The 22,787-nt window shown below is 46.3% G+C and carries 22 protein-coding genes and 1 tRNA gene; 20 read left to right on the top strand and 3 right to left on the bottom strand.

Annotated features, from left to right (window positions below):
- The first annotated feature begins 3 nt into the window (after nucleotides 1-3).
- From B5M13_RS00790 to B5M13_RS00765, 6 genes are all read left to right on the top strand, one after another.
- A complete protein-coding gene (locus B5M13_RS00790) occupies nucleotides 4-450 on the top strand; it encodes a 3-hydroxyacyl-ACP dehydratase FabZ family protein (protein WP_080053852.1) in 447 nt (148 codons plus the stop codon).
- Complete coding sequence (locus B5M13_RS00785) at nucleotides 443-1,717, top strand: beta-ketoacyl-[acyl-carrier-protein] synthase family protein (RefSeq protein ID WP_080053851.1); 1,275 nt, start codon at nucleotides 443-445, stop codon at nucleotides 1,715-1,717. Before B5M13_RS00790 ends, B5M13_RS00785 begins: the two co-directional genes overlap by 8 nt.
- Nucleotides 1,718-1,810: 93 nt before the next feature.
- Complete coding sequence (locus tag B5M13_RS00780) at nucleotides 1,811-2,068, top strand: acyl carrier protein (protein WP_080053850.1); 258 nt, start codon at nucleotides 1,811-1,813, stop codon at nucleotides 2,066-2,068.
- On the top strand, nucleotides 2,065-2,682 hold the full coding sequence (locus B5M13_RS00775) for a 4'-phosphopantetheinyl transferase family protein (RefSeq protein WP_080053849.1): 618 nt from the start codon (nucleotides 2,065-2,067) through the stop codon (nucleotides 2,680-2,682). Before B5M13_RS00780 ends, B5M13_RS00775 begins: the two co-directional genes overlap by 4 nt.
- Before the next feature lie 47 nt (nucleotides 2,683-2,729).
- Nucleotides 2,730-3,242 (top strand): gamma carbonic anhydrase family protein, encoded by a 513-nt coding sequence (locus B5M13_RS00770; protein WP_080053848.1) that lies wholly within the window; start codon nucleotides 2,730-2,732, stop codon nucleotides 3,240-3,242.
- Nucleotides 3,243-3,244: 2 nt separating this feature from the next.
- On the top strand, nucleotides 3,245-3,868 hold the full coding sequence (locus B5M13_RS00765; RefSeq protein WP_080053847.1) for a HupE/UreJ family protein: 624 nt from the start codon (nucleotides 3,245-3,247) through the stop codon (nucleotides 3,866-3,868).
- A gap of 6 nt (nucleotides 3,869-3,874) precedes the next feature.
- Here the strand turns inward: B5M13_RS00765 and B5M13_RS00760 are convergent, their stop codons facing one another.
- Entirely contained in the window at nucleotides 3,875-4,747 is an 873-nt protein-coding gene (locus tag B5M13_RS00760; RefSeq protein ID WP_080053846.1) for a hypothetical protein, read from the bottom strand.
- Nucleotides 4,747-6,156 carry an MBOAT family O-acyltransferase gene (locus B5M13_RS00755; protein ID WP_080053845.1) on the bottom strand — a complete coding sequence of 470 codons (1,410 nt, stop codon included), beginning with the start codon at nucleotides 6,154-6,156 and terminating at the stop codon, nucleotides 4,747-4,749. The genes B5M13_RS00760 and B5M13_RS00755 overlap by 1 nt, the downstream gene beginning before the upstream one ends.
- Before the next feature lie 207 nt (nucleotides 6,157-6,363).
- Between B5M13_RS00755 and B5M13_RS00750 the strand changes: the two genes are divergently transcribed.
- The 5 genes from B5M13_RS00750 (at nucleotide 6,364) to B5M13_RS00730 (ending at nucleotide 13,595) form a co-directional block, all read left to right on the top strand.
- The gene (locus B5M13_RS00750) at nucleotides 6,364-7,566 is read left to right on the top strand and encodes an FAD-dependent oxidoreductase (RefSeq protein WP_080053844.1); all 1,203 of its coding nucleotides are present in this window, start codon (nucleotides 6,364-6,366) and stop codon (nucleotides 7,564-7,566) included.
- Between the two features lie 10 nt (nucleotides 7,567-7,576).
- Nucleotides 7,577-8,494 carry a glycosyltransferase family 2 protein gene (locus tag B5M13_RS00745; protein ID WP_080053843.1) on the top strand — a complete coding sequence of 306 codons (918 nt, stop codon included), beginning with the start codon at nucleotides 7,577-7,579 and terminating at the stop codon, nucleotides 8,492-8,494.
- A 114-nt stretch (nucleotides 8,495-8,608) separates the two neighbouring features.
- A complete protein-coding gene (locus B5M13_RS00740; protein WP_080053842.1) occupies nucleotides 8,609-10,996 on the top strand; it encodes a M1 family metallopeptidase in 2,388 nt (795 codons plus the stop codon).
- 25 nt (nucleotides 10,997-11,021) lie between these two features.
- A complete protein-coding gene (locus B5M13_RS00735) occupies nucleotides 11,022-13,424 on the top strand; it encodes a M1 family metallopeptidase (RefSeq protein WP_080053841.1) in 2,403 nt (800 codons plus the stop codon).
- A 97-nt stretch (nucleotides 13,425-13,521) separates the two neighbouring features.
- Nucleotides 13,522-13,595, top strand: a tRNA-Pro gene (locus B5M13_RS00730).
- A gap of 731 nt (nucleotides 13,596-14,326) precedes the next feature.
- Here the strand turns inward: B5M13_RS00730 and B5M13_RS00725 are convergent.
- On the bottom strand, nucleotides 14,327-15,511 hold the full coding sequence (locus B5M13_RS00725) for a T9SS type A sorting domain-containing protein (protein WP_080053840.1): 1,185 nt from the start codon (nucleotides 15,509-15,511) through the stop codon (nucleotides 14,327-14,329).
- 479 nt (nucleotides 15,512-15,990) lie between these two features.
- On the opposite strand from B5M13_RS00725, the gene B5M13_RS00720 reads away from it, so the two are divergent.
- The 9 genes from B5M13_RS00720 (at nucleotide 15,991) to B5M13_RS00680 (ending at nucleotide 22,754) form a co-directional block, all read left to right on the top strand.
- On the top strand, nucleotides 15,991-16,575 hold the full coding sequence (locus tag B5M13_RS00720; protein ID WP_080053839.1) for a Crp/Fnr family transcriptional regulator: 585 nt from the start codon (nucleotides 15,991-15,993) through the stop codon (nucleotides 16,573-16,575).
- A 104-nt stretch (nucleotides 16,576-16,679) separates the two neighbouring features.
- Nucleotides 16,680-17,525, top strand: a complete 846-nt coding sequence (locus tag B5M13_RS00715; RefSeq protein WP_080059743.1) for a DUF2306 domain-containing protein — start codon at nucleotides 16,680-16,682, stop codon at nucleotides 17,523-17,525.
- 132 nt (nucleotides 17,526-17,657) lie between these two features.
- On the top strand, nucleotides 17,658-18,107 hold the full coding sequence (locus tag B5M13_RS00710; RefSeq protein WP_080053838.1) for a hypothetical protein: 450 nt from the start codon (nucleotides 17,658-17,660) through the stop codon (nucleotides 18,105-18,107).
- A gap of 537 nt (nucleotides 18,108-18,644) precedes the next feature.
- Nucleotides 18,645-19,481 (top strand): MotA/TolQ/ExbB proton channel family protein, encoded by an 837-nt coding sequence (locus B5M13_RS00705; protein WP_080053837.1) that lies wholly within the window; start codon nucleotides 18,645-18,647, stop codon nucleotides 19,479-19,481.
- Between the two features lie 72 nt (nucleotides 19,482-19,553).
- Complete coding sequence (locus tag B5M13_RS00700) at nucleotides 19,554-20,183, top strand: ExbD/TolR family protein (protein WP_080053836.1); 630 nt, start codon at nucleotides 19,554-19,556, stop codon at nucleotides 20,181-20,183.
- A 55-nt stretch (nucleotides 20,184-20,238) separates the two neighbouring features.
- Nucleotides 20,239-20,775, top strand: a complete 537-nt coding sequence (locus B5M13_RS00695; RefSeq protein WP_080053835.1) for an ExbD/TolR family protein — start codon at nucleotides 20,239-20,241, stop codon at nucleotides 20,773-20,775.
- 4 nt (nucleotides 20,776-20,779) lie between these two features.
- Nucleotides 20,780-21,604 carry an energy transducer TonB gene (locus tag B5M13_RS00690; RefSeq protein WP_080053834.1) on the top strand — a complete coding sequence of 275 codons (825 nt, stop codon included), beginning with the start codon at nucleotides 20,780-20,782 and terminating at the stop codon, nucleotides 21,602-21,604.
- 6 nt (nucleotides 21,605-21,610) lie between these two features.
- Nucleotides 21,611-21,832: a hypothetical protein gene (locus B5M13_RS00685; protein WP_080053833.1), complete on the top strand. Its 222-nt coding sequence runs from the start codon at nucleotides 21,611-21,613 to the stop codon at nucleotides 21,830-21,832.
- Nucleotides 21,825-22,754 carry a PstS family phosphate ABC transporter substrate-binding protein gene (locus tag B5M13_RS00680; RefSeq protein ID WP_080053832.1) on the top strand — a complete coding sequence of 310 codons (930 nt, stop codon included), beginning with the start codon at nucleotides 21,825-21,827 and terminating at the stop codon, nucleotides 22,752-22,754. The genes B5M13_RS00685 and B5M13_RS00680 overlap by 8 nt, the downstream gene beginning before the upstream one ends.
- The last annotated feature ends 33 nt before the right edge of the window (nucleotides 22,755-22,787 follow it).

Below are 22,787 nucleotides of genomic sequence, written 5' to 3'. Positions count from 1 at the left end.
CCCTTGCAGCACTTCGACCAGATCATCGCCCGATTACCCTACAGCAAACCGTTTCTGTTTGTCGACAAACTGCATTCTGTTGATGAAAATGGGGTAGAAGGCAGTTACACCTTTCCCGAAGATTCGACGTTTTATAAGGGCCATTTTGCAGATAGGCCCGTAACGCCCGGTGTTATCCTGACCGAGGTGATGGCCCAGATTGGTGTGGTTTGTCTGGGAATCTTTTTAGTAACCGATGCGCTGAGCAACGAGGTAGAAATTGCGCTTACCTCAACGCAAATCGATTTTTTCCGGCCGGTTTTCCCCACCGAAACCGTTACCGTTCGATCCACAAAAGACTATTTCCGGTTTCATAAGTTAAAGTGTAAGGTTGAAATGCTAAATAGTAACGGCGAATTGGTTTGCCGGGGCACTATTGCCGGAATGATGAAACCCAAAAGTTATGCGTAGCCGAGTTGTTATCACAGGTTTGGGTATTGTCGCTCCGAATGGCGTTGGTGTTCCCAACTTTTTGGAGGCAATCAAAGCAGGCCGCAGTGGGATTACCTTTCATCAGGAGTTGGCCGATCTGAAATTTTCCTGCCAGATTGGGGGGATCCCACCCATAACCGAAACGCATAAGCATCAATACTTTAGCGAGTTACAACTTCATCAGCTCAATAGCAGCGGTATTATTTACGGGGTTATTGCCGGAATGGAAGCCTGGCAAAACGCAGGCTTGCCTATTGCCAACGACGAGCCTGATTGGGAGAGCGGCATCATGTTCGGTACGGGCATTTTAGGCATCGATAAAATCCGGGAAGCCATTTATAAAGTCGATCAGGGACAGGTCAGGCGGTTGGGTAGTACCGCTGTTGTACAAACCATGACTAGCGGGGTTAGTGCGTATCTGGCCGGTATGCTGGGTTGCGGCAATCAGATCAGCGCCAATTCATCGGCTTGTGCCACAGGTACCGAAGCGCTTCTGATAGCCTACGACCGCATTGCATTGGGTCAGGCGAAACGGATGCTGGCAGGCAGTTGCAACGATCATGGTCCGTATATCTGGGGTGGGTTCGATGCCATGCGCGTACTCCCCTATCAATACAACCAAACGCCCGAGCAGGGGTCACGACCAATGAGTGCCACCGCCAGTGGATTCGTACCAGCCAGTGGTGCAGGTGCGCTGGTGCTGGAATCACTGGAAAGTGCATTGGCCCGAAACGCTACTATCTACGCTGAAGTACTGGGTGGGCATGTCAACTCAGGTGGGCAACGAAGCGGGGGCACGATGACGGCGCCAAACCCCATTGCTGTCAGTCGATGTATTCAGAAAGCGCTGGAACAAGCCGAAATTCCGCCATCAGCTGTCGATGTCATCGACGGGCATTTAACAGCAACGAGTAAAGACCCAGCCGAAGTAAGTGCCTGGAGCGACGCGCTGGGTCGACGCGGAAAGGATTTTCCCTATATTAACTCACTGAAATCAATGGTGGGACATTGCCTGAGCGCGGCTGGTAGTGTTGAATGTGTGGCATCGGTGTTAGAGCTACGTTATGGATTTATTTATCCCTCCATCAATTCCGAAACTATTCATCCTGAAATCGAGTCATTGATCGATTCCGACAAAATACCCCAACAGCTAATTCATAAGGATGTTCAGGTCATTGCGAAGGCAAACTTTGGTTTTGGGGATGTGAATGCCTGTGCGATTTTGAAAAAATTTAACCTTGAATAGAACACGGATTTTTATGCTTCTTATGATTTAATATACTCTGTGTAAATCATAAGAAGCATAAAAATCCGTGTTCTATCAGTTCCCGATAAGATCATGGAAAACAAAGAAGAACTCATTGCAACGCTCAAAAAAATTGTAAAGCCCTACGTTCAGGACGAACAGGCGTTTCAGAATCTGACCGAAGACACTGACTTCATTAAAGACCTGAAAATCAACTCGGCAAATCTAGTAGATATTGCGCTGGATGTTGAAGAAGCCTACGATATTGAAATCGATAATGAGTCGATGGAGCGAATGCTGACCGTTGGGTCGGCTATTGAGATTATCAGGCAGAAGCTGGAAGCCAAATGATCGGCAACGACATCGTTGACCTGACTCAGGCCCGAAAGGAAAGCAACTGGCAACGAAAAGGCTTTTTCCAAAAACTTTTCACTGCCCATGAGCAATACCTGATCAACACGGCAGACGATCCCGAACGGATGGTCTGGTTGTTGTGGAGCATGAAGGAAAGTGCCTATAAAGCAAATTTCCGCCAAACCAGTCTTCGTCGTTTTGCACCCCAGAAAATTAGCTGCCAACTTACTGCTATAACCGAAACCGAAGCAACGGGCAGCGTTTTTTATGAACTTACTTACCAGGCAAAAACCATACTCACGTCAACCTATATAGCCAGTTTAGCCTTTTCAGTAGCCAACTCTTCTAATGTTCAACAGCAAACCATTCATCTCGATCGTACAGCTCGTTTGTATCAATCAGTTCAGGTTCGACAAAAGCTCCTTCAGTATTGTTCCTGGAAATTGTCCGTTCCGGCATCCGATATTCTCCTCAGCCAACAGGCTAATGGGATTCCTGATTTGATCGTTGCACAATCAGACAGCCAATCAATGATTATTCCGGTCAGTATAAGTCATCATGGCGGCTACGGCTCCTTTGCCATTGGCTGGCCTACACACGAATGCAACTGACGTGATCGTATTCGTCGAACAGAACCGATAGCCATTATCTTTGCAATATGGCACTGATTAAATCTGTTCGGGGAAATACGCCCCAAATTGGCGAAAACTGCTGGTTTGCCGATAATGCAACCATCGTGGGTGATGTGACCATGGGTCGCGACTGTACGGTTTGGTTCAACGCCGTGATTCGGGGCGATGTCAACGCCATTACCATTGGCGACCGGACCAACATTCAGGATGGGGCCGTCATTCATTGCACGTACCAACGATTCAAAACGACGATTGGCCATTACGTTTCCATTGCGCATAATGCCATTGTACACGGCTGTACGCTGGAAGATAACGTCCTGATTGGTATGGGGGCTATCGTGATGGACGGCGCCGTCGTGGGCGAAGGCAGTATTGTAGCGGCTGGTGCTATTGTTACCCAGAACACCATTATCCCTCCCGGATCCATTTATGCAGGCAATCCGGCCCGCTTCCTGAAAGCCGTTTCGCCCGAGCAGGCCGAAATCTTCAAACGGACCGCCAACAACTACGTCATGTACGCTGAATGGTTTAAAGAATAAGTATGGAAGACTTTCTAATCTACCTCCGTTTAGGATTCGATCATATTACCGACCCAGGCGGATATGACCACATTCTTTTCGTTATAGCCTTGTGTGCCGTTTATACGGTTCAGCAGTGGCGACAGGTTCTAATTCTGGTTACGGCCTTTACTATTGGGCATTCCATTACGCTCGCCCTGGCTACTTTACAACTCATTAAGTACAAGACTGAACTGATTGAATTGCTGATCCCGATCACAATTCTAATCACGGCCATTACAAACTTCTTTTTTCGGGAATCAAAGCCCCGAGGCCCGGTTATCAGTCAATCATCCACCCCTATTGGCCGATATATACTGGCTCTATCGTTCGGACTTATTCATGGGATGGGCTTTTCCAACTACCTGCGCAGTTTACTCGGCCGGGAAGCGGCTATCGTCCAGCCCTTACTGGCCTTTAATATCGGCCTCGAACTTGGGCAACTGGTTATCGTCAGTCTTGTTTTGGCAGTCGCCTACTTCCTGCTCGATATTGTCAAAAGTCGTCGATTGCGGTGGGTGTTGATCGTTTCAGGAGTTGTAGCCGGAATGGCCTTATCACTCATTATCAACAATGAGTATTTGCATGAGTTTATGCAGGGGAAGTAGGCATCGCTACCGAACTTCTGTCAACTGAACCGTCGCCCGGCTCAACTGCGTATACAGATAGCGCGTGTATCGAGCGCATTCGGTCAATGGCAAGTGTACCCCGTCTGTTGTCTGGTAAAAATCTGAGGGAAATTGAATGTAACGATAAGCAGACTCAGGAAACGTCGATCCCACCAGTTTTCGAACCCGCCCCGACAGGATGGTGTTCCGCACCCTTGGATCGGTAGGCATTTCAAAGAAAATCACCTGTGTTCCAGACTCCTGCAAGCTTCTAATAGAGGCCGCCGATACATCGATCTTTGCCTGCATTTCATTCTCAGGCGGAATCCGGTTCATATCCACCAAACGGGCCTGAATCAATTTGGATACGAAGGCAGTATCGATGGCTTCGGTTGCCCCTGCTGGTATCTTTTCTGCCCTCCAATCACGAAACAACGCTTTTACAACACCGACGGGCTGATACTTCAATCGGGTTAATGGCAGGTACTTCCGAATAACACGCAAGGCGGGTTTCGTCAGAGCAGCAAAGAAAGCCGTATCAGGCAAACGATCCATGCTATTCGTTTCAATCAACAGCAGTCGTGGTCGATGCTTTGCCTGCACAATCAGGCCGAGTCCATCGGCTGACGACAATCCTTCAAGTGCCAGATTGTAATAATGACCCGGCAGACTATCAAACAGCAATCGATTACTCATCGACGAGCCCACCACAATCGTGTCGGCCTTCTGTCCGTTTTCGTAAAGGAACTCCTCGGCTTTGACAATGTTATTCTGTTGAACAGTCAGGCCCGTACGATGAATATGCTCCTGAAAAGCATAAATAAACAGACTGTATAGCAGCAGGAGTAGTAGCGTTGTAAGTACTGCCTTCCGAACCATTAGAATTGAAAATAAATAAACACCCCCTCCGACCCCGCGTTCGTAATCACTAAAAAAAGCATGAGTCCATACCCCACAAACTCCCAACGAACCGACTGATAATGGGCTACTTGCTCCTGAACCAAATAATGAACATGGTAAGCAATTACGGGTAGCGAATACAAAGCGATCAGCCCCAACGCACGCATATCATGAGGCTTATGAACATTACTAGCCAATGCCTGGCAATAAGCGATTACGTGATTGAAATCGGGCAATTTAAAGAGCAGCCATAATAAGGTTACGTAACCAAATACGAGTATACCCCTACCAATCTGTGACATAGCGCCTGGCTTCGAAACAAACCGATGATCGACAAACCGCTCAACGGCCAGCGCCAGCCCATGTGCAAATCCCCAGACCGCATAACTCCAGGCTGCACCATGCCAAAGCCCACCCAATACCATCGTCAACATCAAATTCAGGTAGGTACGGAAGTCCCCATGCCGATTTCCGCCCAAAGGGATATACAGGTATTCGCGTAGGAAACTCGACAGGGAAATGTGCCAGCGTCGCCAGAAATCAGAGAACGAGACCGCTACATAAGGAAAGTTGAAGTTTATCGGAAAATCGTACCCAAACAATCCGGCAAGGCCCAGGGCAATTAATGAGTAGCCTGCAAAATCAGCAAAAATTTGCATTGAGTAACCAAAAAGTAAACCTACTAGGGTAAGCGACGAATAGCCTTCAAAATAGGGATAAGCAATGAGGGCTGTGTAATCTTTCAGGTTATCGGCAACTACTGTCTTTAAGAAATAGCCGACTACCAAGGCCCGAAAGCAAGCATCCCATTTGATGTTGGAAAGGAATTTAGGGCTGATCTGGGGTAGAAAAAAGTGCGCCTTCACAATCGGCCCAGAAACTAGCTGGGGGAAAAAGGCTTTGAAGAAGAAGACGTTTTGTGCATGCTGCGCCCAGTTTTTAACGATCAATGACCGAAACTGGGGAACATCGCGGTAGCGATAGGTATCGACAACCAGGCTTATACCCTGAAAGGTAAAAAATGAAATCCCAACCGGCAAGGGTAAGGCAACCAGTGTTTCGGCCAGTGAGCTATCGGGCGATAAGAATGTACGGCTTAGCAAGGGTCCGTATTTAAAGAAACACAGAATACTTAGATTAGCCACTACGCCCCAGATGGCATGAAATTGGCGCAGATCGGTACGCCCATAAATGACGCAATAACTCGATACAATATTGATACTTACAGAAAGCAATAATAGCCAGAGCAAATTTGCCTGATTAACTGAATAGAATACTAAACTGGCAACAATGAGTATCAGTACCTGCCACCGATTCAGAAGAGGTAAATAATAGAGGACAAAGGTGATAACTACCAGTATAAAAAATTCAAAGCTGGTAAAAAGCATTTTAAGCAGACATGGGCAAATTAGTTACCTGCAATTTAACAAAGATTACAAATCAAAAACAAGGAGTATAATTACGACATTCAACATCAACCATAACGTAAACTGGCAGCATCCGTACAGCCTGGCTTTTTGATTCCTTTATTTGCAGATATATTTTAGCAGACCGACTGTTCATGATTGACTGGTCAGGCGGCCCCCTCCTCTTCTATGAAAGATAAAGCACTAGTCCTTGGCGCTGGCATACAAGGCATTTGCTGTGCATTGGCACTGCGTAAAAAAGGATATGAGGTAACCCTGATCGATCAGTCTCAGGAACCGTTTAGCCAGACAAGTATGAAGGGCGAAGCCAAAATTCATCTTGGCTATGTGTATGCTAATGATACGTCTTTTCGCACAGCATCATTACTTCTTAAGTCTGCTATGCATTTTGGCCCTTTATTAGATGCATGGACTAACCACCGAATCAATTGGCGGTCGATTTGCTCAACTCCATTTACGTATATTGTTCATCGCGATTCTATGGTCGCTGTTGATACACTTCAACGTCATTACGACCGAATTGCTGTTGACTACAAGGCCTACCAGCAACAAGGTTTACATTATGTTGGGCATAGCCCTTCACAATTGCTAACCCAATGCCAGCCTTTGCCCTCCTACCTGAATCCATTATTGGCTAAAGCAGCCATTGCAACTCCCGAGCTAGCTATTCAAACCCAACTGCTAAGGCCTGTTCTGATCGATACCTTGCAACAACAGCTTGTTCGTTTCTTACCAAACCGACGTGTTCGGACTGTTGAACGTGCACCCGTCGGTTTTCGGATAAACGGAGACACAATTACAGGTCAGTCTTGGTCCGATGAAGGGAGTATTGTTGTTAACTGCTTATGGGATGGTCGGTTACAGCTCGACTCGTCATTAGGCCTTCATCCCAAACAACCTTGGGTATATCGGCTCAAGCATAGTTTATTAGGTCATCTTCCTCAGAAATTAACCCATGTAGCATCCCATACGATTGTTTTAGGGCCTTTTGGGGATTTAGTCACCTATCCCAGCGGTCTTACCTATCTGTCGTGGTATCCAACCTGTTTGCGTGGCTGGTCGGATCAACTACAGCCCCCCGATCACTGGTCGAACCAAACACAGGCTACACGACTCACCGAAAATTGGCAACAGGAAACACTACAGGCTCTGGATGCCCTAGTGCCGGGCGTTCGCCATTTTGACATAAAGCAAGCTCATGCAGGTGTTATTTTCTCGTGGGGCGAAACAGATATAGACGATCCCGATAGCCTACTTCATTATCGGTACAATATTGGCGTCAACGGGTTCGATGGCTATTTTTCTGTCGACACCGGAAAGTTCACCTCGGCGCCTTATTTTGCTCAATCTTTAATCGACCAATTAGGCTAGACTCTATCCGATGACGGCACCCAAGGTTTCGATTGCGATCCCCCTGTATCGGTCTTATCGCTTCTTAGATATAATCACTCAGAACATTACGAATCTGCCTACTGAAGGTACTGAAATTCTGATTTCAGACCGTCATTGCGAGGATGACACACTGACCATTTTAGAAAAGCGATTCGATGGAGATAAGCGTATTCGATTTTTACGGGCTACAGATCGAATAGACTGGGTCGATCATTATAATTTTCTACTTCGGGAAGCCAAGGCAAAATACTTCATGTGGATGCCGCACGACGACACATTTCCGGCTGGATACGTTACAGGCTTGGTTCAGGATCTGGACGATAACCCCGATGCCTGGCTTAGCTTTGGCGACATCATTACCATTGATTTAACCACACAACGCCATCAACGAATGTACATGCCAAGACGATTCAGCATCCGTCTGAATCCACACCGGCCCGTACTTGCCGTTTACCTTATGTGTTTTTGGAACATCGGCATTCCGTTTCGAGGAATTTTTAATCGCCAGCGTATACTTGAACGGGAGCTTTTCCTGAAAAAAATAAATAGCCGCCCCGATTTTGCTGATATTTACTGGACCTTCGGTTTATGTTTACAAGGCCGGCTTCTGTACAACAATGCACAATACTGCATAAAACGATACTACCCAAAAAGTACCCATACGTACTGGTCACTACAGGACTTCTTTATTTTCTCAAAAAAAGCACGTTCCGTACTAGCTTCCTACGTCGATGATGCGCACTTAACTACGTTCACAAGTTGGAAAATCAACCGGATGATCGAGTTTATTGCCTTTGCCAAACGGGTATATTCCTTTTTCCTGGGAGAATCGGTACGCGGATTCATTCGTCAATACACAACAGGCCATCAGTATAGGATCACCAAACCACCCCGGTTACCTTCCTGAACCAATTAGGCACCCTTGATTCGTATAGTCTACATAAACCTTATCTATCCAGTCACAGCGTTTACTAGTTTTTTCTTAATTTTACCACTGCTATCAACAACTAAAATTAAACGCATGCAAAAGATAATTTTGCTGATTGCGGGTTTTGCGATTTCAGCTGGATCTGCCTGGGCACAACCGACAGCTCCGAGCAACCAGCACGCTAACACTCGCTTTGAGCAACTCGGCCCATTGCTTCCCACTCCCAACACGTTTCGTACGGCTTCGGGCGCTCCGGGAAAGGACTATTTCCAGAACCGCGCCGATTACGACATCAAAGCCACGCTCGACGATGCCATCCAGAAAATAACGGGCTCCGAAACAATTACTTACCACAACAATTCCAGCGATGCCCTGCCCTATCTGTGGCTACAACTCGATCAGAACCTGTTTCGGCCCGACGCCATTGGCAATACCTCACGCACAAATAGCATTAATGCCGATCGGGGTATGTCGTTCCAGCAACTTAATCAGGGTGGAGACTTAGCTACGAAAGATTACGGCCATAAGATCACGTCGGTACGGGATGCCGCAGGAAAGCCTCTACGGTACACTATTAACCAGACAATGATGCGAATCGACCTGCCGCAGCCCGTTTCCCCCGGCAAATCGGTCAGTTTTTCCATTGACTGGAATTTTAAGATTGTCGATGTCAAAGCCGTTGGCGCCCGTTCGGGTTATGAATTTTTTCCAGCCGATGGCAACTATATTTACGAAATAGCCCAGTGGTTTCCCCGTCTTTGCGCCTACAATGACGTGACCGGCTGGCAGAACAAGCAATTTTTGGGAACAGGCGAATTCACGCTGATCTTCGGAAATTACAAAGTAGCCCTGACCGTACCCAACGACCACATTGTAGGAGCAACCGGCGAACTTCAGAACCCAACGCAGGTACTGAGCGCTACTCAGTTAAAACGCTGGAACGACGCTAAAGGCAAGGGTGATAAACCGGGCGAAAATCCCGTATTGATCGTTACGCAGGCCGAAGCACAGGCAGCAGAAAAAAGCAAGCCCACCGGCACGAAAACCTGGATTTACAAAGCCGACAACGTTCGTGACTTCTCGTTTGCCAGCAGCCGTAAGTTTATCTGGGATGCCTTACAACCCAATGTGGAAGGCAAACGGGTGTGGGCTATGTCACTTTATCCGAAAGAAGCGAATCCGCTCTGGGGACAATATTCGACCCGACTTGTGGCTCATACACTGCGTTCGTATTCGCGCCGGACCATTGGGTATCCTTATCCGGTTGCTTATTCCGTTCATGGCCCGGTGGGCGGCATGGAGTATCCGATGATCAGCTTCAATGGAGCCCGGCCGCTCGAAGATGGTACGTATTCAGAAGGCACCAAAAATTTCCTGATTTCGGTGGTTATCCACGAAGTAGGCCATAACTTCTTTCCGATGATTGTTAACTCTGATGAACGGCAATGGTCGTGGATGGACGAAGGATTGAACAGCTTTCTGGAAGGGCTGGCCTGCCTCGAATGGGATGCCAACTTCCCAGCTCATGGTATCGACCCGCAGTACATCGTACCCTATATGCAGCTCGACTCGACTCAGCAGGTACCCATTATGAGCAGTTCGGATAATATTTCCCGGAATACGTTCGGCCCCAATGCCTATACCAAACCCGCTACCGGCCTGAACATCCTGCGCGAAACGGTGATGGGACGTGAACTTTTCGACTACGCGTTCAAGGAGTACGCACGTCGCTGGGCGTTTAAAAGCCCCGAACCGGCCGACTTTTTCCGTACAATGGAAGATGCTTCAGGAGTAGACTTGGACTGGTTCTGGAAAGGTTGGTTCTACGGCGTACAGCCTGTCGATCAATCGCTGGTAAAAGTTGACTGGTTCCAGGCCGACTCGCAAAATCCGGAAATTTCTAAAGCCGAAGCTCGTAAGGAAGCCCAGCGAAAACTGAATACCATCAGCAAACAGCGGGATGCACTCAGTAAAGACCAAACGGTTGTCTCGCAGGATAGCGCCATGCGCGACTTCTACAACCGATATGACCCCTATGCTGTAACCGATCAGGACCGAAAAAAATACCAGGACTACCTCGCCACGCTGACTGCCGAAGAGCGGCTGTTAGCCGAAGCAGGCACAAACTTTTATACACTGTCGCTGCAAAACAAAGGCGGACTTCCAATGCCCGTGATTGTACGCATGGAGTTCGAAGACGGAACCGATTCGGTAGCCCGTTTCCCAGCCGAAATCTGGCGTTTCAACGATGTATCAGTCAAAAAGGTGATTGCCACCAATAAAAAAGTGAAGCAATGGACCCTCGATCCATTCTACGAAATTGCCGATATCAATACCGAGGACAACTCATTTCCACGCGTAGCCCGGCCAACCCGCTTCCAATTATTCAAACAACGGCAAGGGCCAGGTGCAGCAGTTACTAATCCTATGCAGCAGCAACGTCAGTCATCTCCTGCCCGGCAAGGCAGTGGTCGAAATTAATCATCTCTATTAACCTAAGCATACTATGAAAAAAGTAATGGTAGCAGTCGGGCTTGTCCTTGGGTCGGCCACGCTGTTTGCCCAGGCTCCGGCTCCATCAACCCAAAACGCTAACAATCGTTTTGAACAACTCGGGCCTATGCTGCCTACGCCCAATACGTTCCGTACGGCCGCAGGTGCTCCGGGAAAAGATTATTTCCAGAACCGTGCTGATTATGACATCAAGGTCGAACTTGACGATGCCAACCAGAAAATCATTGGTTCGGAAACCGTTACGTATCACAACAATTCGACCGATGAACTACCTTTTATCTGGTTGCAACTCGATCAAAACCTATTTGCCAAAGGCTCAACGGGGAGTATTACCCGGACAGGTGGTGTGAACGAAAGCGGTATGAGTTTCGCCCAGTTGCAGAACCTGACTTCTGTACGTGAACGTAGCCAGCAGCAGGCCACCGACAAGTATGGCTACAAAATCACGGCCGTGAAGGATGCTAAAACGGGCACGAACCTGAAATATACGATCAACCAGACGATGATGCGGATCGATCTGCCCACAGCCCTGAAACCCGGTGGCAGCTATTCGTTCAACGTCGATTGGAACTACTACGTTACCGAATATTATGGTCGGAGCGGTATGGAGTTTTTTCCAAAAGATGGTAACTATAACTACTTTATTGCGCACTGGTTCCCTCGTCTTTGCTCCTATAGCGATGTGACAGGCTGGCAAAACAAGCAGTTTCTAGGCCAGGGTGAGTTTACGCTCATCTTCGGAAACTATAAAGTCGCCATCACGGCTCCCAGCGATCACGTCATTGGTGCTACGGGCGAGTGTCAGAATTACAAGCAGGTGCTAAGCGCAACCCAGCAAAAGCGTCTGGCGCAGGCGGCTACCTCAAAAACGCCGGTTGTGATCGTTACGCAGGCCGAAGCTGAAGCTGCCGAGAAAGCCAAGCCAGGTGATACAAAAGCGAAAAAGACCTGGGTGTTTGCAGCTCAAAATGTCCGCGACTTTGCTTTTGCCAGCAGCCGGAAATTCATCTGGGATGCCATGCAAACGGATGTGTATGGCGACGGACATAAAATCTGGAGCATGTCATTCTATTCTAAGGAAGGCAATCCGCTCTGGGGCCAATATTCCACCCGCGTTGTTGAGCATACGCTACGGTCGTATGGCAACCGGACCATCAAATACCCATACCCAGTCGCTATCTCGTGCCATGCAACAGCCGGTGGCGGCATGGAATACCCAATGATTTCGTTCAACGGGGGTCGCCCTGAGGCCGACGGTACCTATTCGGCACAAACCAAAGCAGGTATGATTGGCGTAATTATCCACGAAGTAGGCCACAACTTCTTCCCGATGATTGTTAACTCCGACGAGCGGCAGTGGACCTGGATGGATGAAGGCTTGAACACCTTCTGTCAGTATCTGGCCGAAAAAGAATGGGATTACGATTTCCCAAGCCGCCGGGGAGAGCCCCAATACATTACCGATTACATGAAGTCGGACAAGTCAGTTTTATCGCCGATCATGACCTCGTCCGATAACGTTATCAGCCTTGGTCCGAATGCCTACGCCAAACCGGCAACGGCCCTCAATATTCTGCGTGAAACGGTAATGGGCCGCGAACTATTCGATTATGCTTTTAAAGAATATGCGCGTCGCTGGGCGTTCAAAACTCCCGAACCAGCCGACTTTTTCCGTACTCTTGAAGACGCATCGGGCGTTGATCTGGACTGGTTCTGGAAAGGTTGGTTCTACGGTGTTGAACCCGTTGATCAGGATCTGGTAGAAGTGGACTGGTTCCAGGTTGACTCAGGCGATCCGGTTGCGACCAAAGCAGCCGCTAAAGAAGAGGCTATGCGTCGGGCGGGCACCATCAGCAAACAACGGGATGCCGCCACGAAAGCCGAAACCGTTGTAGCGAAAGATTCCACCATGAAAGATTTCTACAACAGCTACGATCCGTATGCCATCACAGAAAACGATAAGAAGAAATACCAGGATTACCTGGCAACGCTTAGCGAATCGGAACGGGCAACCCTCGAAAAGAGCGCGGGTACGAATTATTACACCTTGTCGCTTAAAAACAAAGGCGGCCTACCAATGCCTGTTATTATTCGGATGCAGTTTGAAGACGGTACTGATTCGGTAGCCCGTTTCCCAGCCGAAATCTGGCGTTTCAATGATGTATCGGTCAAAAAGGTGATTGCAACCAGCAAAAAAGTAACGCAATGGACGCTTGATCCCTTCCAGGAAATTGCCGACATTGATACGGAGAACAACTCGTTCCCACGGGTATCGCAACCAACTCGATTCCAGTTGTTCAAGCAACGCGGCTTTGGTCCACAAGGCCCCAACCCGATGCAACAGCAGAAACAAACTACTCCTCCACCAGCCCGCCAGGGAACTGGCAGGAACTAGATTAATCGACTTGGATGAACAAGGGGTCATAGAATTTAGAAAAATCTCTTAATCTTCCTTGTTCATCCAAGTCAATTCACTATTTTTGCGCTCCAATCGGGATGTAGCGCAGTCCGGTAGCGTGCTTGCATGGGGTGCAAGAGGTCGTGGGTTCGAATCCCGCCTTCCCGACTTAACGAAAAAGCCACTTATGTTTATCATAGGTGGCTTTTTCGTTTTAGGTACAATGTTTGTCCCAACAGTTATCCGCTTTCTTCAAAAATAGATTAAGCTAGTAACCACTTATTTTACTCACAAATTACCCTTATTAGAGCCTCCATTTAATTTAGTACAAACAATAAAAAGAATCATTTTACCACTTAATAGAAGCCTAAAGGATCATTCAGGTTGGTGTGTAAGAAGCAGATCTTCTACATAAACTTCGCCATTTACTGCCCTAAAATCTAGCTATTTTTGACCCTTTAAGAGCGGTAAGCGGTAGTTGGTCATCCTAACTTATCCGCAATATAAATTAGGATAAATCAATGATTTTGGAGCATGCTTATCTGTGCCAAACTATCTTGCGAAGACCTAGAAAGCTCTTAATTGACTTGTTGTATAGATAAATAAAATTAGGTTCATTTAGAGGCCGTTGACGATAGTTAAACTGTACAATTGATATACTTGCCTAGGCGAATCAGGGCAGCCGATCTTTAAATTCCTAAACTTCTACTTCGCCATCAAGTTCATGAGTGCCCTACGTAGCATGTAATCCAGATAAGTACCTGTATTCAATTATTGCTGATCACCAGTCTGAATCGGTCAGACGGTTGGTCGTTGGTGGAAATAACCAGAAGGGCTATTATCGCCCAATGTGTCAGAGAGAGGCCAGACTGGCGATTGTAGCTATACTATAGTTTTATCTAGTATTCATTTAAAACCTTCCTAACTTGAACCCCTTGTGCATTTTGTAGCTTAACAAAGTATGAGCCTATGGCAACTTTACTTAAGTCAATGCTTTCTATTTGATCTTCTCCCGTACCGATGACGCGTTGCTGGTATATTTGGAACCCTGACAGGCTACTTACGGATAAAGTTGCTTCTTCCTGTTTAGCCAATTTGAAGTGGATCTGAGCTACTCCTTTTGTAGGATTAGGAGCAATAACCATCTGATTTAATCCTTTAGGAGGGTTTTCAACAGTTGAGTTCAACTGAAAATTTTTTACGAAATCCCACAAGACCTGCGCTGTGTTAAATTGAGAACTCCAGGCATGAGTGGCATCTTTAGTTACAAGTAAAATAACTTTTTTTCCCGTACCGCAAAAGGTTAAAGAATCCACATAGTCACTGAGAACATTGGTTGAATAAGTACCCGTACTGTTACCATTTAGCCGCCCAAATGTTGACAAAGGCCAAACGTCGGTCGCCGGCTTTGGATAAGATGGAATGGGTAATGGAGCGGCTAAATCCCCAGCGCTATGAACATGTAGAATAGGCGTCTTAATATACTTGCTACTCGTAAAATAGTCATTTAAGTACTTTTTATTTCCCCATAAACCGGATGCAACCGGAACAAAAGCTGCAATTTTATAAGCTAGAGCTACACTAGCGTAGTAGCACATAACACCACCACTTGAGTGGCCAGTTGCATATACTCGATTGTGATTTATATGGTATGTCTTTATAAAATAGTCGATTAAATCAGCGGTAAATAGTATATCGTCTGGGGCATCGGGGGCAACTGGATTAGGCCCGTCTAGGTCATCTGCTGATCCAAAACCAGGGACATCATCAGCGTAATAATTAAAATGAGCTACTTGGTCTATTATAACCCCGTCTGGATAGACAGCAATGAAGTTTTGGCTATCTGCAACGGCATCCAGACCTGCATACATTTGGAATGCAGCCCCTGACGCATAATTACCATGGTAGCCAATAAGAAGAGGTAAGCCGTCTTCAGGCTGATTCGTTGGCAAATGATAGGAAAATGTACGTGTACGTCCACCTGAAATTAATTGTCCTGTACGATTAACCGAATTCTGGGTCCAGGCTGTATGAGAAACGATTAAGCTTATTATGAATACTGTGATTCCAATAGCTTTGACCATAAAAGTCGGTAATTAAAGTTAAATGTAAATTGGCAGCAATTGTGATTTAAATTACATAATTGCTTGACTTGTTATGGAAATTGATTACTAAGGCAACTTAAAAGTAATCTGTTTTAGTCAAGAAATAAAGCGGGCCATGGAGGATTTACTTTAAAAAGCCTCTAACCATTGAAGATAGGGTACCCTTGATTAGATTAGTTTGGTAATGAAAAGTTACAGTTGATTATAACTTCTGAACTTACCACCATTTGGCTTTAACACAATGAAACACCCGAATCTTACCCTTTTGATGTTTTTGAGTAGCTTTACCAATGTCAAAAACATGACTTTGGAGGTATGTCTGTCTGGGCCGAATCCGTGAGTAATTCGGCGATGGGCCAATCTCTACTGATAAAGTAGTCATAGTAACAATAAAATCACGGCTATTTCCGATAGTGAGCGTAGTACAAGTTAAGGCAAGAACTCACAAACAGCTTCGTATGGAACATTACTATACAGGCCTTTTTAATTATATCGAACAGATCATCGTATTGCCCGAGACAGACAAAGCGTCTATCCGTGAATCCTTTAAACCAATTTTCGTTCCTAAAGACACGATCATTGAGCCAGCGGGGCAAATACCCCAATATCATAATTTTATCGTGTCGGGTTATATGAGGAACTTCCACCTCGATAAAGACGGTACCGAAATAACAACGGATTTTAACGAAGGACCACGTTTTTTTACGTCGTATTCCCATTTCATGAATCGTACGGTTTCCAACGAAAATCTGCACTGTATTACAGATTGTGAACTTCTCAGAATAAACAGGGAGGAGGTATCGATAAGAGCCGAATATAGCCAGACACAAAAAGACTACACGATTCAGATTCTACAAAGACACCTGGAAGAAGAAAAAAGACGGCTTTACGACTTAGCTCACCTGACAGCCGAAGAGCGGTACTCTAAATTTCTGCAGGAGAAACCCACCATTATACAGCATGTGCCCCTGCGTTACATTGCTTCTTACTTAGGCATCACGCAACGGCATTTGAGCCGACTCAGAAGTCAACACAACGCGTAACGCTCACCCTAGAATATAACCATTCATCCGTATTGGACATTTGTCTAATTACGCCCGGAAAGACGCTGCTTAAGTTTATTCCAAACCTTAGCATCCTTTCTGTCATGACATCCAATACAACGATCTCTGTATCTGATAAAACAAGTTTCTATAACACGACCAAAATTTTAACCATAGCTTCAACAGGCTGGTTTGGGGTAACTACACTCGGCCTTTGGTTATTTGGCATTTATATCTTGTTATTCTATGGCAAGGCCACGCTGGAAAACCACTTCGAAAGATGGAACAACGTGCTGCCGCATGGCTATGTAACTGGTGACTGGCTAGGTAATCTAGTAGTAGGCACACACGTTCTGCTAGCGTCTATCTTGGTTATTGGCGGGCCTTTACAATTTATTCCATCAGTGCGCCGGCATGCTCCCCGATTTCATCGCTGGCTAGGTCGTCTTTACATTATCACGGCTATTATTGTCAGTACAGCAGGGCTGATTATGGTCTGGACGCGCGGTGCAGTCGGCGATACAATCCAACACATCAGCATCAGTATACAAGCGGTTTATTGCATTATTTTCGCCTTACTTTCTTTTATCTACGCTAAAGCTCGTCAATTTAATAAACACAGAGTCTGGGCTCTACGGCTATTTATGGTGGTAAATGGTGTCTGGCTTTTCAGAGTTGAACTGATGTGCTGGTTACTGATACATGGAGGCCCTGTTGGGTTTAATCCTAAAACGTTCTCTGGCCCTTTCCTAACAGCTCTTGCCATATTTACCTATGCTATTCCTGTTTCGATCGGCCTTCTGGAACTCTATTTCTATGCTCAGCGAAAGCAACGAAAGGCTTTAAGCTTGTTCGTTTCAACCTTAATTTTCCTGGCTACAGCAATTCAGTTTGTTGGAATAGCCGGAGCAATGATGGGTATGTGGCTCCCCAGGCTCGCAGAGCCGTAACGATAGGTAGGGTCAAAGGCTATTTTTCGGTAGTCCGACTGTCATTTAATAGATTAAAAACATACGACCCCGGCAATTCATAATCCACGTTAGATAACCAGAAAGTTATATTTGCCGGAAATCAAGTTGATCATGAAACGTTACCTGTACACCTTTATCTTTCTCGTTTTAGCTGTTACTGCTTACTCGCAAAAAATTGACATTCCCAAAGGCGCTAATCGCATTGAGATAACCAGTAGTTTGTCTGACTCAGCGCTGGTAGACATGATTGCTTTTCGTCTTGAGTCGTCCGGTTTCTTTATCGAGCAATTAGATAAAAACAAAGGCTTTGCCATAACCGAATACAAAAACATGGGTAATGAAATCGCTATACGAATTTTTGTCCGGGTTGAGGGCAATAAAGCGGTCTTTAATGGTCAGGGCAATGCTGAGATGCTAGGGTATCAATACCGTAATACGCCTTTACTTTTCAAAGGATCGACAGGGGGCATTGAAAAAGGTGGCTTTCTAGCCATGGATGGTGTTGTCAGGAAGTTAGCCAAAACTGTAGGTGCTTCTAACATTGCTTACCTTCTGCCTTAGCCCATCCTTGTCTTGAACCAGATAGCCCCATCTATGTATCTGTTAACTGACCTGTTAGTGGTAAGCCATACTGGTTACATTATCTAAACTTTCAAAAAAATCTAGCGAGCGTTATGGAATAATCCCTGTTGATGCATCTATCCGTAAAAGGCTTCAGATGTAGTTTTTCAGGCATTATGGACAAGCTTAACAATTTTTTTATAATCCACGATCCGCCTTAATTATCAGGCTGAATTAGCCTATTGGGAGTGAGTTTTAGATATATAGGCCTAAGTTCAGAGTTTATCCGTTGTATTAATCGCTGACAACCAGGACCATCAAGTGAAATATATCCAAGTATTTATTGGTGGATTACAATAAAAGTGAAACATTTGACCAAAACCGTTGTGTGGTTTTTAATTGAAAACACCTATTTTTGTGGAGGTTCGACGGTATTTCTGCTAAATTTTTAGTGGATCAAACCGAAAGAGTCTAAATTTTTCACTTTTTTTACCGGGTAAACCAACTTTTAAATTTTAACCCTACAGTCCAGTTCAAATGAAAACACAAACTCCCTCTCCAGCACCCGCTAAAGCACCAGCCCCAAAAAAGAAGTCGTCGGGCGGTCTGAACCCCGCGTTCGTCCTTCCGGTTCTGTTGATCATCGGTATCCTGACGTACATGTTCGTCTTCGGTGATGGCAGTCACTTTCAGGAAGGCGACAATACCAAAGAACCTCTTCCAGGCGACTACTTCGGTACCGTGTATAAGGGAGGATTCATTGTACCTATTCTGTTCACCTGTTTCCTGACCGTATTAGTGTTCTCAATTGAGCGCTTCTTCACGATCGGTCGTGCGAACGGTTCAGGTTCGATTGACGATTTCGTTCGGAAAGTCAAAAGCCAACTCGACCGCAATGAAGTGGCTGCTGCTATCCAGGAGTGCGATCGTCAGAAAGGCTCTATCGGCAATGTAGTGAAAACGGCTCTGCTGAAGTACCAGCAATTATCGACCGATACCGAGTTGAACAAAGAACAAAAGTTAGTTGCCTTGCAGAAAGAAGTTGAAGAAGCTACTACCTTGGAGCTGCCAATGCTGGAGAAAAACCTGACCATCATTGCTACGCTGGCTTCGGTTTCGACGCTGATCGCCCTGCTTGGAACGGTACTTGGTATGATTCGGGCCTTCGCTGCCATGGGTGCAACGGGCCAACCTGACACAGCTGCTCTTTCGACGGGTATTTCTGAAGCTCTGGTAAACACGGCTCTTGGAATCGGTACAGCTGCTATCGCTACGATCATGTATAGCTACTTCACTAGCCGCATCGACGTATTGACCTACAACATCGACGAAATCGGTCTGAGCATCCAGCAAAACTTTGCGGCTCACTACTAAGCCGTACCAGTGCAGTTGATGTAATTAACCAACCTGCCTAATTGAACCAGGCAGGCCGAAACAGAACAACTCATGCCAGCAGTAAAAATTAAACGTGCCAGTTCGACGGTAGATATGACCGCGATGTGCGACGTGGCGTTCCTGTTGTTGACGTTCTTTATTCTGACCGCTCAATTCCGTGCGCAGGATGCCGCAACAATCGAAACCCCCTCGTCTATTTCTGGCATTAAGGTTCCTGACAAGGACATCATGACCATTGGTCTTGGCAGAGATGGTAAAGTCTACTTTGGTATTGATAACCAGCAGCACCGGTTGGCTATGCTGGATAACATTGCCCAGGCAAAAGGCATTACCTTTTCACCAAAAGAGCAGAAGGAGTTCGCCCTTATGTCGAACTTCGGTATGCCAATCGCTCAGTTAAAGCAGTTCCTTAACCTGTCGCACGAGCAACAGGCGAAAATTAAACAGCCTGGTATCCCTACCGATTCGACAGGGGCCGGTGTTACAAATGAACTGAAAGACTGGGTGTTTAACGCCCGTAAGGCTAACAACGATCTCCGAATTGCGTTGAAAGGCGACAACCTTGCCAAGTTCCCCGAATTCAAGAACGTCTTAGCTACGCTGCAAGCACAAAACATCAACAAATTCAACCTGATCACTGGTACGGAAGCACCACCGGCAGGTTGGAAAGCGGATGACTAACGTGCAGTGATTGCAACCGAATTGATTTTTCATCACGCGAATCTGTTAAGAAAACATGGCAGAAATTAACACTGGCGGTGGTGGTGGTAAACATGATGGTGGTAAGGTACGCTCCAAGAAAGCGTCGACGCGGGTGGATATGACCCCGATGGTTGACCTGGGCTTCCTGCTGATTACCTTCTTCATTTTGGCCACCACCCTGAGCAAACCATCTTCGATGACGCTCAACGTGCCAGATAAAACAAAGACCGAAGAAACGGAGCCTATTAAGGCGTCCAACGTTATGACGATCTTCCTGGGTAAAGACAATAAAGCCTATTACATCTTTGGTAAAGCGGCTAACGAAGACCCAGAAGTGAAGACCGTTGGTTACGGTTACGAATTTCGGCAGGCCATTCAGGAGAATGCCCGCAAAGTTCCAGCCGATAAGTTTGTTGTGGTAGTGAAACCAACCAAAGAATCGACCTACAAAAATATGGTTGACGTACTGGATGAGATGGCTATTACCAAAACCAAACGCTACGCACTTGTGGATCAGTTAACTCCTGACGAGAAAAAACTCCTCAAGGATAAGGCAAAAATAGACGCATAACGCCATGGCAGAAGTAGACCAAAAGGCAACACTTGATGATATCGTGTTTGCCCACCGGAACAAAGCATATGGTGCTTATGATCTTCGGAAAACGTACCCTAAAACCGTAACACGTGCCCTCATTATTGGTGGTGTTCTGTTTACGCTGGGCGTACTTTCTCCAACGATTATTAGTGCCCTGACTCCGGAGAAAAAGGAAGAAGCAATGGTTGAGGTGGATCTGATGAAGCTCCCACCACCACCCATTGACCCAAATGAGCCACCACCACCGCCACCACCACCGGTCGAACTACCAAAGGTGAATACGGTGAAGTTCCTTCCACCGGAAGTAAAGCCGGATGAAGAAGTGCCTGAAGAAACGCCACCACCAGCCGTTGAAGAGCTGAAAGAGGCTGTTGCCGCTGAAAAAACGCAGGAAGGTGACCCTAATGCTGAAGAGGTAATTGCAGCGCCTGAAGCTACTGCGGCTCCCACCAAAGTAGAGGTCGCTGTAGAAGCCGCTCCGAAAGAAGAGGAAATCTTTACAGTGGTAGAACAGCAACCCGAATTCCCAGGTGGTATGGCCGCTCTTGGTCAGTACCTGAGCAAAACGCTCCGATACCCTGCTGCCGCTCAGCGTGCAAATATATCGGGTCGGGTATTCGTCAGCTTCGTTGTTAATACGGACGGTAGTATTCAGGACGTGGCAGTTCTAAAAGGACTGGGTTTCGGTACGGATGAAGAGGCTCAGCGTGTAGTAAAAAGCATGCCAAAGTGGCGTCCTGGTAAACAGTCAGGCCGTCCGGTACGGGTAAAATACAACCTGCCGATCAACTTCACGCTGGAGTAAGTCTGTATGCGTAGACAAAATAAAGGTGCAGCCCAGTTAACGCTGTACATAGCAGCGCTGGCTTCGCTGGCATATTTGGGAGGAGGCATCGCACTGATAGCCTCCTCTCAATCTTTTGGCATGTTGCCAGAGCCCGGATTACTGCGATATAGTATGGGTGCCTTGCTGATTATTTATGGAGCTTTTCGGGCATATCGGGCCTACCAACGTTTTCAAAATAATGACTAATCGATTTTGGGTGTTTGCTGGGCTATTGCTGAGCCTGTTTGGATGTAGTACGGATAAACCGTTAGACAACCCATCGAGGGGCGAAATTGTAATTGCCGCTGATGAATCGTTTCAGCCATTGGTCATGCAGTTGACCTCAGCTTATTCAGGCATTTATCCTGATGCTCACTTTAAAGTAGTGTACAGGCCAGAGCAGGAAGCGATCAATATGATGCTTAAAGATAGTGCCCGGCTGGTCTTTGCTACACGTTCTTTAAAGCCAAACGAGTCGGCGGTACTTAAACAACGAAAGATCAAGGGAGCTACGGAGAAGATTGCGACCGATGGTGTAGCCCTGATTATCAACAAGGCGAATACCGATAGCCTGATTACAATGAATGAATTAAAGGATATTTTCAATGGGCAAATCAAACAATGGTCTCAATTGAAAGCAGGAAACCTGTCGGCTCCAATAACCTTAGTCTTCGATAACAATAATTCCAGCAATTTAGAGTTTGTATTAAACACTTTTAATGTCAAAGACGTTAAGAGCCTACGAATTTTCACTACCCACTCGAATCGTGAAGTAATTGATTTCGTGCGTAAAAATCCTTCAGCACTAGGTTTTATCGGTGTCAACTGGATAAGTGATAGCGATGAACCTCTTTCTGTTGAATTGGCTCGTGATTTACGGGTAATGGGTGTATCGCCCAAACCCACCCCAACGAAACGGGACGATTATTTTCAACCGTTTCAGGAAGATTTAGGCATGCAACGCTACCCGTTACGGCGACCTGTCTATATTTTAAGTCGGGAAACGCACCCAGGTTTGGGTGGTGGGTTGATAAATTACATCACTCGTGATGCCGGATCACTGATCATTCGTAAATTGGGACTTTGGCCCAGAATGCCATATGATCGAATCATTAACTTAACAAAGTGATTTAGTTTTTTTGGTTTAACCGCAATTTTTTAG

This window comes from Spirosoma aerolatum (assembly GCF_002056795.1).
GTDB lineage: Bacteria > Bacteroidota > Bacteroidia > Cytophagales > Spirosomataceae > Spirosoma > Spirosoma aerolatum.
The sequence above is the reverse complement of the archived record's forward strand: the minus strand, read 5'-3'. Positions and strand labels throughout refer to the sequence as shown.

What these genes read in the sequence shown, in the direction of transcription:
- B5M13_RS00785 (WP_080053851.1), top strand. Translation starts at nt 443, where the DNA reads ATGCGTAGCCGAGTTGTTATCACAGGTTTGGGTATTGTCGCTCCGAAT.
- B5M13_RS00780 (WP_080053850.1), top strand. Translation starts at nt 1,811, where the DNA reads ATGGAAAACAAAGAAGAACTCATTGCAACGCTCAAAAAAATTGTAAAG.
- B5M13_RS00775 (WP_080053849.1), top strand. Translation starts at nt 2,065, where the DNA reads ATGATCGGCAACGACATCGTTGACCTGACTCAGGCCCGAAAGGAAAGC.
- B5M13_RS00770 (WP_080053848.1), top strand. Translation starts at nt 2,730, where the DNA reads ATGGCACTGATTAAATCTGTTCGGGGAAATACGCCCCAAATTGGCGAA.
- B5M13_RS00765 (WP_080053847.1), top strand. Translation starts at nt 3,245, where the DNA reads ATGGAAGACTTTCTAATCTACCTCCGTTTAGGATTCGATCATATTACC.
- B5M13_RS00760 (WP_080053846.1), bottom strand. Translation starts at nt 4,747, where the DNA reads ATGGTTCGGAAGGCAGTACTTACAACGCTACTACTCCTGCTGCTATAC.
- B5M13_RS00755 (WP_080053845.1), bottom strand. Translation starts at nt 6,156, where the DNA reads ATGCTTTTTACCAGCTTTGAATTTTTTATACTGGTAGTTATCACCTTT.
- B5M13_RS00750 (WP_080053844.1), top strand. Translation starts at nt 6,364, where the DNA reads ATGAAAGATAAAGCACTAGTCCTTGGCGCTGGCATACAAGGCATTTGC.
- B5M13_RS00745 (WP_080053843.1), top strand. Translation starts at nt 7,577, where the DNA reads ATGACGGCACCCAAGGTTTCGATTGCGATCCCCCTGTATCGGTCTTAT.
- B5M13_RS00740 (WP_080053842.1), top strand. Translation starts at nt 8,609, where the DNA reads ATGCAAAAGATAATTTTGCTGATTGCGGGTTTTGCGATTTCAGCTGGA.
- B5M13_RS00735 (WP_080053841.1), top strand. Translation starts at nt 11,022, where the DNA reads ATGAAAAAAGTAATGGTAGCAGTCGGGCTTGTCCTTGGGTCGGCCACG.
- B5M13_RS00725 (WP_080053840.1), bottom strand. Translation starts at nt 15,511, where the DNA reads ATGGTCAAAGCTATTGGAATCACAGTATTCATAATAAGCTTAATCGTT.
- B5M13_RS00720 (WP_080053839.1), top strand. Translation starts at nt 15,991, where the DNA reads ATGGAACATTACTATACAGGCCTTTTTAATTATATCGAACAGATCATC.
- B5M13_RS00715 (WP_080059743.1), top strand. Translation starts at nt 16,680, where the DNA reads ATGACATCCAATACAACGATCTCTGTATCTGATAAAACAAGTTTCTAT.
- B5M13_RS00710 (WP_080053838.1), top strand. Translation starts at nt 17,658, where the DNA reads ATGAAACGTTACCTGTACACCTTTATCTTTCTCGTTTTAGCTGTTACT.
- B5M13_RS00705 (WP_080053837.1), top strand. Translation starts at nt 18,645, where the DNA reads ATGAAAACACAAACTCCCTCTCCAGCACCCGCTAAAGCACCAGCCCCA.
- B5M13_RS00700 (WP_080053836.1), top strand. Translation starts at nt 19,554, where the DNA reads ATGCCAGCAGTAAAAATTAAACGTGCCAGTTCGACGGTAGATATGACC.
- B5M13_RS00695 (WP_080053835.1), top strand. Translation starts at nt 20,239, where the DNA reads ATGGCAGAAATTAACACTGGCGGTGGTGGTGGTAAACATGATGGTGGT.
- B5M13_RS00690 (WP_080053834.1), top strand. Translation starts at nt 20,780, where the DNA reads ATGGCAGAAGTAGACCAAAAGGCAACACTTGATGATATCGTGTTTGCC.
- B5M13_RS00685 (WP_080053833.1), top strand. Translation starts at nt 21,611, where the DNA reads ATGCGTAGACAAAATAAAGGTGCAGCCCAGTTAACGCTGTACATAGCA.
- B5M13_RS00680 (WP_080053832.1), top strand. Translation starts at nt 21,825, where the DNA reads ATGACTAATCGATTTTGGGTGTTTGCTGGGCTATTGCTGAGCCTGTTT.